Annotated in this window: 13 protein-coding genes; 5 read left to right on the top strand and 8 right to left on the bottom strand. The window is 49.5% G+C overall.

What is annotated here, in order from left to right; genetic code table 11:
• Positions 1-109: 109 nt before the first annotated feature.
• From NSB25_RS01330 to NSB25_RS01315, 4 genes are all read right to left on the bottom strand, one after another.
• A complete protein-coding gene (locus NSB25_RS01330; RefSeq protein WP_103240453.1) occupies positions 110-1765 on the bottom strand; it encodes an ATP-binding cassette domain-containing protein in 1656 nt (551 codons plus the stop codon).
• Complete coding sequence (locus NSB25_RS01325; protein WP_103240528.1) at positions 1762-2535, bottom strand: ABC transporter permease; 774 nt, start codon at positions 2533-2535, stop codon at positions 1762-1764. The genes NSB25_RS01330 and NSB25_RS01325 overlap by 4 nt, the downstream gene beginning before the upstream one ends.
• Before the next feature lie 177 nt (positions 2536-2712).
• Complete coding sequence (locus NSB25_RS01320) at positions 2713-3666, bottom strand: ABC transporter permease (RefSeq protein WP_103240452.1); 954 nt, start codon at positions 3664-3666, stop codon at positions 2713-2715.
• A 60-nt stretch (positions 3667-3726) separates the two neighbouring features.
• Entirely contained in the window at positions 3727-5349 is a 1623-nt protein-coding gene (locus tag NSB25_RS01315) for an ABC transporter substrate-binding protein (RefSeq protein ID WP_103240451.1), read from the bottom strand.
• 336 nt (positions 5350-5685) lie between these two features.
• Between NSB25_RS01315 and NSB25_RS01310 the strand changes: the two genes are divergently transcribed.
• Positions 5686-7740, top strand: coding sequence for a VIT and vWA domain-containing protein (locus tag NSB25_RS01310; RefSeq protein ID WP_103240450.1), 2055 nt, complete (start codon positions 5686-5688; stop codon positions 7738-7740).
• A gap of 54 nt (positions 7741-7794) precedes the next feature.
• A complete protein-coding gene (gene xrtK, locus NSB25_RS01305) occupies positions 7795-8637 on the top strand; it encodes an exosortase K (protein ID WP_103240449.1) in 843 nt (280 codons plus the stop codon).
• 17 nt (positions 8638-8654) lie between these two features.
• On the opposite strand, the gene folD is transcribed toward xrtK, so the two are convergent.
• Positions 8655-9494 (bottom strand): bifunctional methylenetetrahydrofolate dehydrogenase/methenyltetrahydrofolate cyclohydrolase FolD, encoded by an 840-nt coding sequence (gene folD / locus NSB25_RS01300; protein ID WP_103240527.1) that lies wholly within the window; start codon positions 9492-9494, stop codon positions 8655-8657.
• A gap of 203 nt (positions 9495-9697) precedes the next feature.
• The gene (locus tag NSB25_RS29345) at positions 9698-11227 is read right to left on the bottom strand and encodes a S1 family peptidase (RefSeq protein ID WP_172455151.1); all 1530 of its coding nucleotides are present in this window, start codon (positions 11225-11227) and stop codon (positions 9698-9700) included.
• Positions 11228-11459: 232 nt separating this feature from the next.
• On the opposite strand from NSB25_RS29345, the gene NSB25_RS01290 reads away from it, so the two are divergent.
• Genes NSB25_RS01290 through NSB25_RS01280 form a run of 3 tightly spaced genes read left to right on the top strand, consistent with a single transcriptional unit; the run spans position 11460 to position 14749 of the window.
• Positions 11460-12155, top strand: coding sequence for a polyphosphate polymerase domain-containing protein (locus tag NSB25_RS01290; protein ID WP_172455150.1), 696 nt, complete (start codon positions 11460-11462; stop codon positions 12153-12155).
• A gap of 24 nt (positions 12156-12179) precedes the next feature.
• A complete protein-coding gene (locus NSB25_RS01285) occupies positions 12180-12854 on the top strand; it encodes a DUF4956 domain-containing protein (RefSeq protein ID WP_103240446.1) in 675 nt (224 codons plus the stop codon).
• A 32-nt stretch (positions 12855-12886) separates the two neighbouring features.
• Positions 12887-14749, top strand: coding sequence for a CotH kinase family protein (locus tag NSB25_RS01280; RefSeq protein ID WP_103240445.1), 1863 nt, complete (start codon positions 12887-12889; stop codon positions 14747-14749).
• Here NSB25_RS01280 and NSB25_RS01275 read toward each other — a convergent pair.
• Both NSB25_RS01275 and NSB25_RS01270 read right to left on the bottom strand, forming a co-directional pair.
• A complete protein-coding gene (locus NSB25_RS01275) occupies positions 14676-16178 on the bottom strand; it encodes a CapA family protein (RefSeq protein ID WP_242982473.1) in 1503 nt (500 codons plus the stop codon). The genes NSB25_RS01280 and NSB25_RS01275 overlap by 74 nt on opposite strands.
• A gap of 88 nt (positions 16179-16266) precedes the next feature.
• Positions 16267-17664 carry a PD-(D/E)XK nuclease domain-containing protein gene (locus tag NSB25_RS01270; RefSeq protein WP_103240444.1) on the bottom strand — a complete coding sequence of 466 codons (1398 nt, stop codon included), beginning with the start codon at positions 17662-17664 and terminating at the stop codon, positions 16267-16269.
• Between the last annotated feature and the right edge of the window lie 182 nt (positions 17665-17846).

The raw sequence follows: 17846 nt of genomic DNA, 5'->3' as shown, positions 1-17846 counted from the left end.
TTTTCAGTCAATTCTTTTATAGTCCCCCGTAACAGGCTGACGCAAAAAAACAGCCCAGATAAGTCTCTGAACTGTTTCCCCTGTACATCCGAAATGATTTCCGCAGAATTCAGGAATGACATAATAATAACTTTGTATAGTCTGCCTTCGGATGAGCGAATACTTCCTCCGTCTCTCCGATCTCCAGAATCTGTCCGTCCTTCATCACCATGATCCGGTCACACATCCGGTAGACCACGTTGATGTCATGGGAAATGAACAGACAGGCAAGATTCATCTCCCCCTGAAGCTTTAAAATCAATTCCATAATCTGGGCCTGAATGGTCACATCCAGCGCAGATACCGGTTCGTCCGCCACAATAAAGCCCGGATTGGTAATCAGGGCCTGAGCGATGCTGACCCGCTGGCGCTGGCCGCCGCTGAGCTCGGAAGGTTTCCTGTGAAAATAAGCCTCCTCCAGCCCCACTCGCCGCAGCATATCGTAAGCCGCAGCCTCCCTGTCCGCCTTCGTCATGGCCAGAGACTTATCCAGCCGGCCGGCGGCTCTCAGCGGTTCCTCCAGCAGCCACCCGATGGTCTTCGTGGGATTCAGGCTGCTGTATGGATCCTGAAATACCATCTGGGGCCGGACGGAATGGTGCACGATATTTCCTTCTATATGATGGTTTATGCCCAGAATTGCTTTAGAGAGAGAAGTCTTGCCACAGCCGCTCTCCCCCACCAGCCCCAGACTTTCTCCGGGCCAGATCTCAAAATCCGCATGATGGACCACATACTGCCGATAGTTTCGCCGGAAAAAGGCTTTCAGGGAAAATCGGTTTCCTCCTTCTCTGCCTTCTTCCTCCGCCAGGGCCTGACCGCCGTCCTGATAGTACACGGACAGATCCCGCACCTGCAGTACCGGCTCTGAAGGAGCTTTCCCGTTTTCCCCGGTCAGTGATCCCGGATTACATGTCCTGTTGCCCGCCGTCCTGCCTTCTCTGCCCCGGACTCTGGAGGGAACAGCCTCTACCAGCCGCTTCGTATATGCTTCTCCGGGATGATCAAGGACTTCCTCCGCGGTACCCGTCTCCACCACACAGCCATCCTTCATCACTGCCACCCGGTGACAGATTCGCCTGGCAAGATGCAGATCATGGGTGATAAACAGCATGGCGTTGTTCTGTTCTGCATTAATCTTACGCAGCAGTTCCACTATCTGATTCTGGATGGTCACATCCAGCGCAGTGGTAGGTTCGTCCGCCACAATCAGCCTGGGGTGAAGAATTACAGCCATGGCAATCATGGCACGCTGGCGCATGCCGCCGGACAGCTGATGCGGATAACTGACATACACCCTTTCCGCATCCTGCAGTCCCACTGCCCGAAAAGTTTCCAGCACTTTATCCCGTATCTCCCCTCTGTCCAGCTTTGTGTGAAGCAGCAGCACTTCCTCCACCTGCCGGCCCACCTTCTGGGTGGGATTCAGACTGGTCTGGGGCTCCTGGAACACCATGGACATCTCCGAGCCCTGGAATTTCCGATAAAGCGCCTTGTCACATGGCCTGCCCGCTTCTCTCAGAATGACATCGTCAAAAAGAATCCGGCCGGACGTTACTTTCGCCGCATCTGACACAAGTCCCATCAACGTAAGTGCCGTGACGGACTTGCCCGAGCCGGACTCCCCCACCACACCCAGAATCTCACCGTCCCTCAGTTCAAGGCTGACGTTTTTCACCACCTCGGTATCACCGAAGGCCACGGACAATTCTTCTATTTTAATCATCTCTGTGTGCCTCCCTTCCGTCTGATTCCCTCGCTGAACAGAGAAAAGCCCAGCACCACCCACACAATGGTCAGTCCCGGCGCCAATGCATACCAGGGTGCGGTCTGCAGGTATCCCTGGGCATCTGAAAGCATCTTGCCCAGACTGGCATCCGGAGGCTGCACGCCGATTCCCAGATAGCTCATGCCCGACTCCGCCAGTATGGCATTGTTAAAACCTATCATCACGGACACCCAGAACACGGAAAAAATGTTGGGCAGAATATGAACAAAAAGGATGCGGAAATTCCCCACCCTCATCATTCTGGCCCGTTTGATATAATCCGCATCCCGAAGCCGGATAAATTCACTTCTCACAATTCTCACAAAGCCGGGCACGAACACCAGGCCCAGAGAAATAATCACATTCTGCATCCCGGTTCCCAGCAGACTGATAATCACCAGTGTCAGCAGGATACTGGGGAAACCGTTCAGCGCATCTGTAATCCTCATGACCACCTCGTCTACCAGACCGCCGAAATATCCCGTCAATGCCCCGAGGAAAATGCCCGCCGCGCCGGAGAAAAACACAACAAGACTGCTGATGAGAATCGAAGTCCCCATTCCCTGCATAACCCTGGAAAAAATATCCCGGCCGAAGTTATCTGTGCCGAAAAAATGACGCAGAGAAGGCGGCGCAAATTTTTCCGCCGCAGACATGGCAGTGGTGCTGTACGGCGTCCAGAAAAAGCCCACAATTCCCAATGTCACGGCAATGCCCGTCATCACCATGCCGGCTGTCAGGTATTTGTTCCACCTTTTATTCTTCGCTTTTTTCACTTCCGTCTTCCCTGTATATTTTGTGTTTTCCACGGTCGTTCCCTCTACATTTCCGCAATTACTTTTCCTTCCCGGAATCACATAAACAAACTCTTCCGGGGCAGTTCCCGGACCATCTCAAAAATCCATTTATGAAATCCTGGGATCTATCACCTTATACAGAATATCCACCAGAAAATACACAAATATCACCACAAATGTAATATAGAGAATCAGAATCTCCACCACTGGAAAATCTCTTGTGGAAATGGAGCTGATCAGCAGCCTTCCAATCCCGGGAAGGCCAAATACCTGCTCAACCACAATACTCCCTGCCACAATCTCCGCCACGATCATCCCCAGAAAAGTCACCACCGGCATCATGGCATTCCTCAGCACATGCCCGTACATGACACGTTCTTTGGTACAGCCCTTGCTGTATGCGGTGCGCACATAATCCGAGTCCAGTTCCGTCAGCATGGAATTGCGCAGGAATCTCGCCGTCATCGCAACCTTCGGCAGAGCGATGGATATGGCCGGGAACAACAGATATCCGAGAAAGCCCGGAAAATTATCCTGATAACTCACATAACCTCCCGGCCTGAAGAACCGGAACATAATTCCGAACAGCCAGGTAACCAGAATTCCCAGAAAAAAAGAAGGCACCGCCATAGATGCCTGGGTGATAACTCCCAGCGCCGCGTCCAGCAGATGATTGCCGCTCTTCGCCCAGAGCACACCCAGCGGAATAGATACCAGCACAATCAGCACCAGAGATATGGCGGCCAGCCACAATGTCACCGGCAGTTTATCTCCTATGAGCTCTGCCACCGGCATCATTTCATTCATATTCTTGGAATAGCGGTAGCTGACACCGAAGTCCCCCTGAAATACGCCTGCCACCCACTTCCCGTAACGGACAATGGGAGGATCGTTAAATCCCAGTTCCTCCCGCAGCTGCGCTTCTCTCTCGGGAGTGGCTTCTGTCCCCAGTATGGATGCAACCACATCTCCGGGAATGATCTCAAAAGCCAGGAATGCGGCAGCGGAAACAAGAAACAATGTCATAATGAGAGTACCTAATTTTTTTCCAACATATTTCACGCTGCCCTTCCTCCTGTCTTCTTTTGTCACGGTCCCCCAGTGACCAATAAAGTTTGTTTCTTATTCTACAATATACACCGTGCTGATGTCCTGTACATAGACAGGGTAGAATTTGTACCCTGCAATCCGATTGCTGAGCGCCGTCTTATCCGCCGGCGTCTGAATAAATGCACTTCCCGCCTGGTCACAGAGAATCTTCTGCAGCTGCTTATAATACTCGGCCTTCTCGGTCAGATCAATGGCAGCCTGGGCCTTCTGGTAGACTTCATCGTACTCTGAACTGACAAAGTTGATAAAGTTCTTGCCGGATGTAGTCTGGAACCGATTCATCAGATATCCCGGCGTCATGTCGCTGGTAAGGCAGGTGATGGTAGCATCAAACTCACGCCCATTGTACACCTTTTCCAGCCATTCGCTGTTCTCCATCCCCTGGATTGTGGCATTGATTCCCACCTTTTTCAACTGTTCCACGATTACCTCGCCGGTCTGCATGTGAAATTCATAGCCGGAAACAATGGCGATCTCCATGTCAAACCCGTCGGCATAACCGGCATCTGCCAGCAGCTCTTTCGCCTTCTCCACATTGGCGGTGGTCCCGTAGGTGTCATTCAGATCTGTGTAATAATCTTTCAGCGTGGGAGGCATACAGGAACTGATCAGCGTTCCTGTTCCACCGCCTACAAATTCATTGATTTCTTCCTTATCCAGCGCATAACAGATGGCCTGACGCACCCGCACATCATCAAAAGGTGCCGTTCCATTGTTCAGATACAGGGCCTGCACCATGGTGGTGGCGGAAGAAATCACCTGATAATTATTCTGAATCACCTGGGCCTGGGAATCGGTGAGATAAGGATAGATGTCGATGGTACCGCCCTGCAGCTCCATCAGCGCCGTGTCTCCGTCTCCCACGATCTTGAATTCCACCTGATCCACATGGGGGAGCCCCTCCTGCCAGTACTCCGGATTCTTCGCCAGAACGATTCCCTCCTGAGGCTTGTAGGAAACATAAGAAAACGGTCCGGTACCCACGGGATCCGCCCCTTCCTCCTCGCCGCTGCCAGCGGGGATGATAGCGGCCACAAAGCTGTAAATCAGCTCTGTGTTGGCACTTCCCACCGTTACCTGAACCGTTTTCTCATCAAGAATATCTACGGCTGTGATTGCGCTCATGGTGGAAATTAAGGGAGTGCCATCCAACAGTCCCGATACTCTCTCCAGAGAGTATTTCACATCCTCAGCAGTCACAGCATTACCATTATGGAACTTTACACCATCCCGAAGGGTGAAGGTATACACCAACCCGTCCTCGGATATTGTGTAATCACTGGCCACCGCACCGATCAGGTGACCATTTTCATCAGGCTTTACCAGGCCTTCAAAAATGTTGAATAAAATCTCCTTAGTTCCTGCCGCCGTTGCTTTATGAGGGTCAAGACTGTCGATATCCTGTTGTATTCCTACAACAACGGAGCCGCCGTACATATCGCCTGAAGCTTCCTGCTCCTGGGTACTCTCCTGTGTGGAAGCAGTTCCCTGCGAATCTGTCACAGACTCCTTAGAGGAATTATCCCCCGAAGACTCTCCTGTGCCGTCTGCGCATCCGCCCAGTACAGCCATCACCAGAAGTGCCGTAAAAAGTAAACTGCAAAGTTTCTTTTTGCCATGAAAACATGTTTTCATTTTGCTCTTCTCCTCTTCGATTAATAAACCTCTCACTATTCAATTGTTTCCCTCATTTTACCATAGAATACGGTAAATGCAAGTACTTTATTCGATACATAGACCCAGCCCCCCAAGAACATGTAACAGTTCAGACAGGCCGGCACCAGGAAGCCTTTAAAAGTAATCCGCCGGCTTTTGCTTCAACACTATTTCTAAAATTTCTTTGAAAACGGGGAAACAGTTCAGGGCCTGTCTGAACCGTTACATGAAAAATGATGCAAAAATGTTGAAATTCTGACGTACCTTCTATGCAATTCCGCTGTAAAATAACAGAAGAAAACGGAGGTACTTACGATGAAACGAATTAAAAAACTGCTGTGTCTGTCATTTGCGCTGCTTACCTTTGCCGCATATGCGCTTCCCGCTTACGCGGCCGGAGAAAAAACAGAAGAAGAATCGCCCGGGGAAGAGGAGGAACTCCTGGCGCCTTACTTCATTATTCAGACAGAAGACTGTCCTGTGGATCTCTTTCCGTTAAAATCCACGGAAGTGACCACCAACATTAACGGTGTCATCGCCGAGACTTATGTGGTGCAGACTTATGCCAACGAAGGAGATACACCCATAAACGCGAGATATGTCTTCCCCACTTCCTCCGACGTCACCATGCACGGCATGAAAATGGAAATCGGAAACAATGTGGTCGTAGCCAAAATCAAGGAAAAAGAGGAGGCGAAGACAGAGTACGAGGAGGCAAAAAGCGAGGGGAAAAGCGCCTCCCTGCTGGAGCAGAAACGCCCCAATGTATTCACCATGGATGTGGCAAATATCATGCCGGGAGATACTGCCCGCATTGAACTGCATTACACCGAACTGATTTCTTCCACCGACGGTATCTATGAATTCAGCTTTCCCACCGTTGTCGGTCCCCGATATGCGGCGCCTCCGGAATCGGAAGAAAAGGCCGATGCACAGCAGGATGACTGGGTGTCAAGTCCCTACCTTGCAGACGGTGAGACGCCTCCCGGAGAATATCTGATCAATGTCAATCTGTCCACAGGTGTCCCCATTGCCGGTATAGAAAGTAAATCTCACGAAATCAAAGTGGAACAGAAGGAGGACTCCAGAGCCGAAATTACGCTGGCCAACCCGGAAGATTACGCCGGAAACAGGGATTTCATTCTGAATTATAAACTGACCGGAGAAGAAGTGGAAAGCGGTCTCATGCTCACCTCTTCCGGGGAAGAGAATTATTTCATGCTGACGGTACAGCCTCCGGAGCGTTTTACGCCCGAGGAGATACCTCCCCGGGAATACATTTTCGTGCTGGATGTATCCGGTTCCATGATGGGATATCCTCTGGATACCGCCAAATTACTGATTCGGGATCTGGTCACAAATTTAAAGGAAACGGATAAGTTCAATCTGATTCTGTTCGCCAATGAAACCTTCCGGCTTTCGCCGGAGTCGCTTCCGGCCACAGCTAAAAATATCAGATATGCCACGGAAATGATCGACGAAGAGATGGGCGGCGGCGGAACCTCCATGATGCCTGCCCTGGAAGAAGCTGTAGACATTCCCGAATCAGAAGATTTTGCCCGGAGCGTGGTCATAATCACAGATGGATACGTGTCTAATGAAGACGAGATTTTTAACCTGATCAACAATCACATGGATACCAGCAGCTTTTTCTCCTTTGGCATCGGAAGCTCTGTCAACGACTATCTCATCAAGGGGATTGCGCAATGCGGCATGGGGGAAGCCTTTGTGGTGACAAATTCCGAAGATGCCGAATCCAGTGCCTCCCGTTTCCGTACCTATATAGAGTCTCCGCTTCTGACCGGAATGACCATTGATTATGAAGGATTTGACGTTTACGATGTGGCCACCTCCGCTCCTTCCATTCTCTATGCACAGAAGCCTGTGGTCCTGTTCGGGAAATGGAAGGGAGAGCCTTCCGGCACCATCACAATAACCGGTAAGTCAGGAGAAGAAGATTATGTCCAGGAGATACCGGTAAACGATGTCACCGTGGATACGGAAAATGAGGCTATCCGCTATCTCTGGGCCCGGACGAAGCTGGATCAGCTGGCCGGATACGGAAGTGTGCGGAATGATGAGTCTGTCAAGGATGAAATCACACAGATCGGACTGGATTACAATATGACTACCCCCTACACTTCCTTCATTGCAGTAATCGAGGAGGTCAGGAATCCCGAAGGTGACAGCAGGGATGTAAATCAGGCATCTCCCCTGCCTCTGGGTGTCTCCAATCTGGCTGTGGGCGGAGGTTACACTGCATATTCGGAACCCGGAGATATCCTGTTTGTTCTGATCCTGACAGCCATACCGCTTCTGGTCTTCCTTCGGCGCAGAAGGGGTGGAAGGTCCAAAACGCTTAGTCTATAACTGCAACGCTCCTGTTTCACCTGCTGAGAAACAGACAGGGAAGGTAGTAAATCCATGAAAAATCTACTCAGTAAAAACAATATTAAAAAGCTCAGGCCAGACCTCTCCTTTTATCTTCTGGGCCTCCTGCTTCTTTTGGGAATCAAATATTTCTACAGCGGCGCCGGCAGTGACGAACTGCTGTGGATCCTGGCTCCCACCACAGGGTGGGTGGAACTGTTAAGCGGCATTCCCTTTGTATATGAAGAAGGCACAGGCTATGTAAATCACAGCCTGCGCCTTCTCATTGCGCCATCCTGCTCCGGTGTGCAGTTTATGCTTATAGCCTTTGCCACCCTGCTTTTCTCCTTCCTGCATCGGGTGGGAAATGCCTGTATCCTGAAAAAAAGCCTCTGGTTCATTGCCAGCCTTTCCCTTTCCTGGATTCTGACGGTTTTCGTCAATGGGCTGAGAATCATCGCGGCAATCTATCTTCCTTTCTATGTGGAAGATATAAACTTTGTGCAAAGGCTTCTGCCTCCTGACAGGCTCCACACCGTCATCGGAATTGTTGTGTATTTTATCTCCCTGCTGACCGTTTTTCACCTCACGGAATATGCTTTCCGCAGACACAGTGAAAGCAGCCGCACAGGTTTCGGCATAGCTTCTCCGTGGACATTGCTTCTGCGCAAATGTGTCCCTCCGGTATTCTGGTACTTTTTAATCGTCCTGGGGCTCCCTTTTCTCAACAGAGCATACCGGAAAAACGGTGCGAGATTTACGGATTTTGCCCTGCTTGTAGCTGTCTGCTGCGGAGGCATCCTCCTGTGCATCCTGCTTCTGTATACACTGTTCTCTCCCCTGAAAAATCGATTAAGTGCCAGACTGACCTGCCTTTTCCGGAGAAAACAGGATTAGCAGAATTAACTGATTTCTTATCCTTTTATCCCTTCCACACAGTTATGCATCAACATGGCTATGGTCATGGGGCCCACCCCTCCCGGAACCGGAGTAATGGCAGAGGTTCCGGGGGCTACATTTTCAAAATCCACATCGCCGCACAGTTTCTTATTTTCCATTCTGTGAATGCCCACATCAATAACCACAGCCCCTTCCTTCACATAATCTGCGCTCACGTACTTCGGTTTCCCGATGGCCACCACGAGGATATCTGCTCTCCGGGTAATTTCCTTCAGATTCTTTGTTCTGGAATGGCAGATTGTGACAGTGCCGTTCTCCCGAAGGAGAAGTGCGGCCATTGGCTTTCCCACAATATTGCTTCTGCCCAGCACCACGCACTCTTTCCCTTCGATTTCGATTCCTGAACGCTTCAGCAGCTGGATAATCCCGGCAGGGGTGCAGGACACATAGCCCGGTCTGCCGATGCTCAGATTCCCCACATTCACAGGGTGGAAACCGTCCACATCTTTCTCCGGTGCAATGGCCAGCAGGATTCTGTCCTCATTGATATGTTTCGGCAGAGGCAGCTGCACCAGAATTCCGTCTATATCTTTTTGTCTGTTCAGTTCTTCAATGAGCTTCAGCAGCTCCTCCTCCGTGGTTTCCTCCGCCAGCTCATAAGAAGCAGAACGAATTCCAATATACTCGCAGGCTTTTTTCTTATTTTTCACATATACGGCGGAGGCGGGGTCATTGCCCACCTGTATCACTGCCAGGCACCGCTCTATCCCCTGTGCCTTCATCTGCGCCACTTTTTCCTTTAATTCCTCTTTGATTTCCTGAGATATCTTTTTTCCGTCGATTATCTGAGCCATTTTCTTCTCTCCTGTTCCCATTATATAAATTCTGTCTCCTGCCTGCGGAAGCCGCCAGGCGTTTCGTGCTTCCCTGCGCCAACCCCGAGGCTGTCAGACGCGTATGGCATCTTCGTCTTCAACACAAGATTGGATGCATTCCCATATCCAAGTTAAAGCTTATATCTTACCTGGATTTCCATGCGGCTGCGGCATACAGTCCGTCAGTATACATAAGGCATACGCCCCGTAATCTGCGCGTAGCTTTCCAGGATTCCGTCCAGAGGAACGCACCAGTATCTGGTAGGATTGACAGAAAAAGCATACGCCATACAGATCAGGTTGCCGTAACCGTCTATAATCGCCGATCCGGAATCCCCGTGCACCAGCTCCACGGTCACTTCTGTGTGGTGCTGCTGCATATTCCACTCAAAATACTGCTTTACCCTGACCAGATTTCCGGTGGTGACATGAATCAGTCCTCCCTCTCTGTCAATTCGTTCCAATGCCAGTTCAAGGCCCTGCTGGTCCAGCCCTTCCCAGTAAGTCCGGTCAATATGTATGGTCATCAGCTTCTCAAGCAGTCTCTCCGGCACATCTCCCCGGTTCACCACCACCACACCTACATCATACCCTTCGCTGACCCCCAGAACCCTGCCTTTTACTTTCGTGCCGTCATAAAAGTAAACATCCCACTCATCACTTTTTTCCACCACATGGCGGTTGGAACAAATGTATATATATTCTTCCGTAATCTCCATAAGGTAACCGGAGCCGGAGCTGTATCCGCCCCGTCCCTTGTCAAAGTACAGGTGTACAAACGTGGGACGCATATATTCCAGAGCCTCCTCCATGTTCTCCTGCTCCGAAACACCCGCATCATAGATATTGGGCGCCCCCAGAATAGTATCCTTCCTGTAATCAATCTGTCGCCAGCCTATCAGCTCCTGGATATCCTCCGCCTCGGCCACCATAATTCTCGCTTCGGCCACAGTCTCAAGCCCGCAGCTGTCTTCCGCCAGATAGCGCAGCGGATACACACCTTCTCTGTCTAATTCTATCTCGGAATCATCCACCCGTATTTTTTCTGTCAGGTCACCGTCCATATCATCCCAGGCGGTCACCGCGTCCAGATAATCCGGTTCGCTTCCCGGCACACAATAGAAGTTGTGAATTCCCTCCAGTCTGGGAGGCGTATCCACAATGACATGGACCCGGCCGGCGCTTTCGTTCCCGGCCCGGTCTCTGGCACACACTTCCAGTTCATATTCTCCCACCTGGTCAAAACTGATTTCTTTCTGTTCTGTCCCGTCCCGGCGGAAAAAAGCTTCTGCCAGAGGATCCGCGTCCGACACACTGTCTATGACATCCTCCACTGTGCACATTGCGTTCGCCGCCAGATAAATCTGTCCTTCTTTCCACTGAATCTCCGGCGGTATGGTATCCTGAATGGTTATGGTATAGGTATAGGCAGTGCCTCCATGATAGACAACCGCCTGATAGACTCCCGTATTCCCTTCGTCCACCTGAGACAGATCAAGCTCTCCCAGATGTACGGACCATTCAGACCCCGAAAGGTAGTCGGTTATATTCTGGCTCAAAGGCTCTCCGTACTCGCAGACCGTCTCGCTGAACACCGGTACTACCCTGTAGATATGAAAATAGAAGATTAACCCCCCTGCCATAAGCAGGGAAATGCACACAAGGAAGATAAGAAGCTTCTGCCTTCTGTGCTTTTTATCTGCACTTTTCACCTATGCTTTCCCCGTCTCCCGTCTGCAGCTATTTACACATACGGGCTTTTCTGATATTAAGAGCTTAGCACTGACCTTATTTTTTGTCAACGGATATACTTACAGGGTACCGTATTTCAGTCAAAGCTTGACAACATACGAACATTCATATATTCTTAAGACAATTATGGATGAAAAAGTCTGTCCTGCGAATCATGCAGTTTCAGAAGCAATGATTGGAAAAGGAGAAAAAGTGAGTCTCAAATATCGTCACGAGCTGAAATTTCTGTGCGCCGAGTACAATCTCCGACACATGGAGGAAAAAGTCCGACATATCTGCAAGACGGATTCACACGCCGGAATCTCCGGAAGCTATGTAATCAGGAGCCTCTATTTTGATACTTATGCGGACCATTGTTATGCGGCAAACCTGAGTGGTATCGATGACAGGAGAAAATACCGACTGCGAATCTATGACAGCAATCCGGAATTTATCCGGCTGGAATGTAAATATTCTCATCATGGTCTGAAAGCAAAGGAACTGTGCATACTTACGGACAGGCAATGTAAGACGCTGCTTCAGGGAAATTCTCTGTTCCCCACCGAATCAGATTCGAATGAGCTGCTGCATTACTTTCTTCTGGAACGAAGCAGCCTGCTTCTGACTCCCCGGGTAATTGTAGAATATACTCGAACCCCTTATGTCTACCCGGCGGGAAATGTCCGGATAACCTTTGACAGGTCTGTCCGTTCCTCTGCACAGACCCGGCATTTTCTGGAGAGAAATCTGCCCTTTAGAAACATTCTGCCGGATGGAATGCATATTCTGGAAGTAAAATACGATGAATTTCTTCCGGCCGCCATCGTTGAACTGCTGGCCGGCGGACAGGATCTTCGAAGAACCAGCTTTTCAAAATACAGCCTGTGCAGAAATTACAGCACTGTTTGAACACATCGAAACGGAGGAACAAAAATGAGTATACAGGATGTCATCAAAAAATCTTTCCTGAAAGGATTTCAAAACACAAACTTACTGATCCGGGATGTGGCAATCTTAATGGTGATGGCTGCAGTTCTGGGTATCTATATCTATTTTATCTACCGTATCGTCACGACAAATACTTTCTACTCCAAAAGCTTCAACACCTCTCTGATTCTCATGAGCGTCATCACCGCCGCCATTATTATCGCCATTCAGAGCAGCGTCATCGTCTCCCTGGGCATGGTGGGTGCACTCTCCATCGTCAGATTCCGCACGGCTGTGAAAGAACCCCTGGATCTGATTTTCATGTTCTGGAGTATCAGCATCGGCATCATCTGCGGGGCCGGTATGGTGGGACTGGCTTTTGTATTATCTCTGATGGCCACAATTCTGGTGCTGGTTTTTTACCGCCTGCCCGAAATCCGTAAATCCATGATTCTGGTAATCAATGCGGAGAGCAATGCCTGTGCGGATAAAATTTATGATACTGTCAGAGCACATGATAAAAACTATAATGTGAAATCCCGCAATCTCACAAAGGAAAGTGCTGATTTTCTCATGGAAATCAAATCAAAAAACTGTGAGAGTCTGCTGAATGACTTAAATAGCATTGAAGGTGTCATTTCTGTCTCCATGGTCACCCACAAGGGAGATGCCGCCTGCTGAAAGGATATGTACACGGAAGGACGAAAACCCGTATGAAAAGAGCAAATATATTCTATATGCTTTTTGTGGCTGCTCTTGTACTGATTCTGACCGCCGGCATCGCGCTGGGCATCAAAGGGCAGGAGGAATGGGATATTCTGATAAACGATACTGATCTGTCAGCGCCGGTTCTGTCGGCGGAGAGCGGATTCTATGACAATCCCTTTTCCCTGAGTATCACTTCGCCGGACAATGTCAGTATATATTATACACTGGACGGCAGCATTCCCACATCGGATTCCATTCTCTATACGGAACCCATTGCCATTTCCCGCCGCGGAGACGGAGAAAATGACAATATTCATATTCAGAATATGCAGGAGGAGTGGCAGGAAGCGTATGGAGAAGACCATACCATCCTGGCAACCGTAGTCCGCGCCGTCGCCATAGACAGCCGGAATACATGCAGCGATATTGTGACTGCAACCTATTTTGTAGATCGAGACGAAGATCGCGGGAAGCTGGTGGTTTCTCTGGTGGCAGACCCGGATGACTTATTCGGCGACAGCGGAATCTATGTGACCGGCAAAGCCTATGACGACTGGTATCTGGGAGAACAGTCCGGTAATATACCCATGCCGAACTTCCTTCAGCATGGAATGGACTGGGAGCGCCCTGCCGTACTGGAATTATTCGAAAATGACAGTATACTGCAACAGCCTGTGGGGATTCGTATCCAGGGGGCTTCTGCCCGGGAATACGGTCTTAAACGGTTTTCCGTCTACTCCAGAAAAAAGTACAGCGGAAGCAACTGGTTTGACATTCCCCTTTTCGGGGACTGGAAAACTCATTCCTTTGCGCTTCGCTCCGGTTTTATGAACGCCTACATTCAGCATCTGGTTCAGGATCGGAATATCGCTTCCGCAGAGAGCAGAGAAGTGGTTGTCTATCTGAATGGCGCCTACTGGTATGCCACTTTTGCTCAGGAGAAATACAGCGGTAAATTTTTTCAGGAGCAATATGGGGTGGATGACGACAATGTGATTATCGTCAAAGGCGGCGGAGTCGATTCCGGCAGTGCGGAGGATCACGCACTCTATTTTGCCGTTTATGACTTTCTTGACACCCATGATATGTCCACGCCGGAAGCCTATCAGGAGCTGAACAGACTTATTGATATTCAAAGCTATATTGATTTTTCCTGCGTCAATATTTATTTTGGAAATCTTGACTACAACGAGAATAAGAACAGCGTGTGCTGGAGAGCCAGAAAACCGGGAAGCGGGGAATACGAAGACGGACGCTGGCGCTGGGCTCTTTATGACCTTGATCTGGAGAATCTGAATTACGGCGTACTCGAGGAAGACATCAACACTTTTACCATGGATACCCACTATGCCGGCAGCGCCTTTAACACACGCCCGCTGTGGGCAGCCCTGTTCCGGAACCCCACATTCCGCCGGCAGTTTGTCGTCAGCTTTATGGATATGGTCAACACGGATTTCACCGTTCAGAATGCAGTGAAAGCTTATGAGAACTGGGATGTATCTCTTCCCTGGGATGTGAGAACTCCGGAATGGGCCCTGCACTATTTTCCTGCCAGGACAGAATCCATCACAGGGTATCTCTCAGAAGAGTTCGGACTGACAGGAACACAGGCTTCTGTCACCCTTTCAGTCAGTGATGCCGAAGCCGGACACATTCTCCTGAATACTATCGTTCCCGATTTATCGGAAGGCGAATGGAAGGGAACTTATGTTACGGATTATCCCATAACTGTCACCGCCGTGCCGGACAAAGGCTACACTTTTGCGGGCTGGCAGTCGAATCTTGCAGAAGAGCTCACTGATAAGACCTTAACTTTGGATATTCCTCCGGAAGGTCTTCAGTTAAAGGCCTTTTTTGAAAAGAAGTGAGGCTGTGGGCCAGGGCCGGCTTATGGGCCGTTTCTCCAAAGACCTCCGCCGCCAGATTCCGGCAGTATTCCAGGGAAAAGCTGCCGTCCTGCTTTACAATTTCATTCCGAGCCGCCAGTTCTTCCGTATATTTGTCAAGGGGATACACTGTGACGCCGCCAAACCCCTGTTCCACATGACACACCAGAGGCACCACATCATACTCCTGAATCACCGCTTCTCCTGTCTCGTCCAGCCCTATGGTCACACGGGCCATGCCGCCCACCATGCGGTTAGCCACACCTTCTCCCGTGCCGGAGGTCCAGTTCACAAAATTTCCCAGGGAATAATAAACCAACGAGCCTTCTCCCGGCTCCTGCTCTTTGCCGGATATCCACTCTATTGGCTCAATCACATGAGGATGGGTGCCCAGAATCAGGTCGGCCCCGTTTGCCGCGAAAAATGCCGCCCAGTCTTCCTGTTCTTTCGTGGCATTCAGCACATATTCCGTTCCCCAATGGGGACATACCACTATGAAATCCGCCAGTTCCCCGGCCTGGCGCAAATCTTCCGCCACTCTCTCCCGGTCCAGCATATCCACCGCAAAAGGCATATCCGCAGGCAGCGGAATCCCGTTGGTGCCGTAAGTATAGTTCAAAATGGCTATCTGAATTCCATCCTGTTCATAGACATAAATCTCCTGCTGTCCTTCTTCCCTGTCATGAATCCCCAGCACCGCCATGTCAGGATAATTCTCCCTCCAGAAGGAGAGGCAGTTCACAATTCCCTTTTTCCCCTTATCCAGTGCGTGATTGGTGGCGTGGAGTACCACGTCAAAACCGGTATCCGCCAGCGCGTCGCCCAGCTCATAAGGTGCATTGAACGTCGGGTACCCGGAGACTCCCAGTTCCTCTCCGCCGATGATTACCTCCTGATTTACCAGCGCCAGGTCCGCCTCCTGGATTTCACCTTTCATTTCTGCGAAAACCGCGCTGAAATCATACCCACCGTTTTCCAGCATGCCGCTCTCCGCCACCGGGGTGTGCAGCAGAATATCCCCCACCATCACCAGCGTGATTTCCGGCTGATCGGCCTGGGACGGCTCCTGGCGTGCAGAGGCGTCCTGCTGCCCGGATAGCTCACCTGGTAGTGCTGTATCCGAGGAATCCCCCAGGGAGGTACCCTCCGGTCCGGAGACGCCTGCCTGGTCGGTATTCTCCCTCTGCGCTTCTCCGCCATCCGGATTCTCCCCTCCTTCGTCTATGCCGGACCTGCCTTCTTCCCCGGCCATATCATTGGCCTGCACTGTCTGGCTGTCCGACATCTCTCCTCCAGCAGAGGTACCGTCCCACAGCAGGAATGTCACTGCCGCTGCCGTAAGAACACAGGGAAGCCAGATAGCGGTATAATGATTTTTTCTGCGATTTTCTCTATTTCTTTTTCCGTTCATAAACTACTCCTGTATGATAAAAGGTTGGCTGCAATGTTTTATCTCGGAAGTCAGTTCCTTGTTTAAGTAAACTCGAATGTTAAGTATTTTATCCAATCAGCACTTTCTTTCCCCGAAAAGCAAATCCATATTTCCGAATCTTCTCTTCCGGAATTCCCTTTGCAATGAGGACGGCTTCATAATTCTTTTCCTCTATCTGTTTAAGCGCCGCATCCACCGTATCCGAAAGTTCTTTCTCCTCCCCCGGCACCTGCACTTTAAATTCCAGAATGATTGCATCATCCTTTATATCTCTCGGTTCCAGCATAACATCATAACGGCCAAACCCGCTTTCTCTGTTGGAGGTAAGAACATATTTTTTCCGAAGGGTCACTAACAGGCCTAATACAAAACCGTGATAAAATCGTTCCGGTTCTTCTTTGGAAGAATCACGCCCTGTATCAAAATAGCTGAATGTCTCCATGGTAATACGATTCATATAGAGATTCATGTCTTTTACATTTCCGTCCCACAAAGCCCGGATAAATTCATCATAGTCATACAAATCCTTCTGGAACCATCCAGTTACCATCCGGTGAAACATAATTTCCACTTCCAGATTTGTAATCCCCAGCTCATATTGAGGAGCCAAAAACCCCCACTCTTCATCCGTAAGCTTCCGGCAGCCAAACACCCTCAGATATCCGCTGGCAAGCAGAAGGCTCCAGACCGCAGTTTCATTTTCACTCATCTGGCCGTATACAAACTGCTCATCAATGGATACGTTCAAATGCTCCCCTGAAAGAAGTTTCTCAAGATTCTGTTTAATATATCGATTCCCTTCTCTAAGCAGCTTCCCCACCAAGCTGTTGGAACTTGTATTGGCCCAATAAGTTCCCAATTTTCTTTTGTCCAGATAATTAATGATAGACCATGGATTGTAAATATCCGACCGTTTTCCGAATCGAAATCCGTCATACCATTTTTTTACATCCTTTTTCTGATCGGACAACCCAAATTCATCCAACGCCGCATAAACTTCTTCCTCCGTAAATCCAAAGCTTTCCTCATATTTTTCCGCTGTTGTTGTTACCACCTCAAGATTATTCAAATCCGAAAAAATCGATTCCTTTGCTTCGCAAGAAGCAATCTGACCACTTGTGATTCCTGTCATAAGCGCCCGCTCCAGATAAGGATTTGTCTTAAATGTAGAATTGAATAAGTTCCAGATAAAGGCCGTAAGCTCCGCCCAACAGCCATTTACATAAGCCTCCTGCATGGGAGTGTCATACTCGTCCAGCAGGATAATCACCTTTTTCCCATAATAACGGGACAGATACAGAGCCATCTGATGAAGAGCCATAAAAGCATGGACATCATCCATTCCTATGGATATTTCTTTGAAAAATTCGATTTCCCGCTCATCTAAAATACCTGCATCCAGCAGAAAACGGTTTTCCGAATACAACATCATCATCTGATTCCCACTGTTCTCGCCATTTTTCATCCCCTCCTTGCATGTCTTATTTTGGTTTCGTATAAATCCGCCAATTTCAATGAATAAAATCTTGTAATATTTAAAAATATCTCTGCCAGCTCAGGCTTTTTCACATATCAATATTATAATCGAAAGGGATTAAAAGCACAACATATAGAAATCTGCGCAAATATTTTATTATCATGAATTGT

The sequence above is a fragment of the Acetatifactor muris genome (assembly GCF_024623325.1).
GTDB classification, from domain to species: Bacteria; Bacillota; Clostridia; order Lachnospirales; family Lachnospiraceae; genus Acetatifactor; species Acetatifactor muris.
Note: the sequence above shows the minus strand (reverse complement) of the source record. Positions and strands in the feature narration are given on the sequence as shown.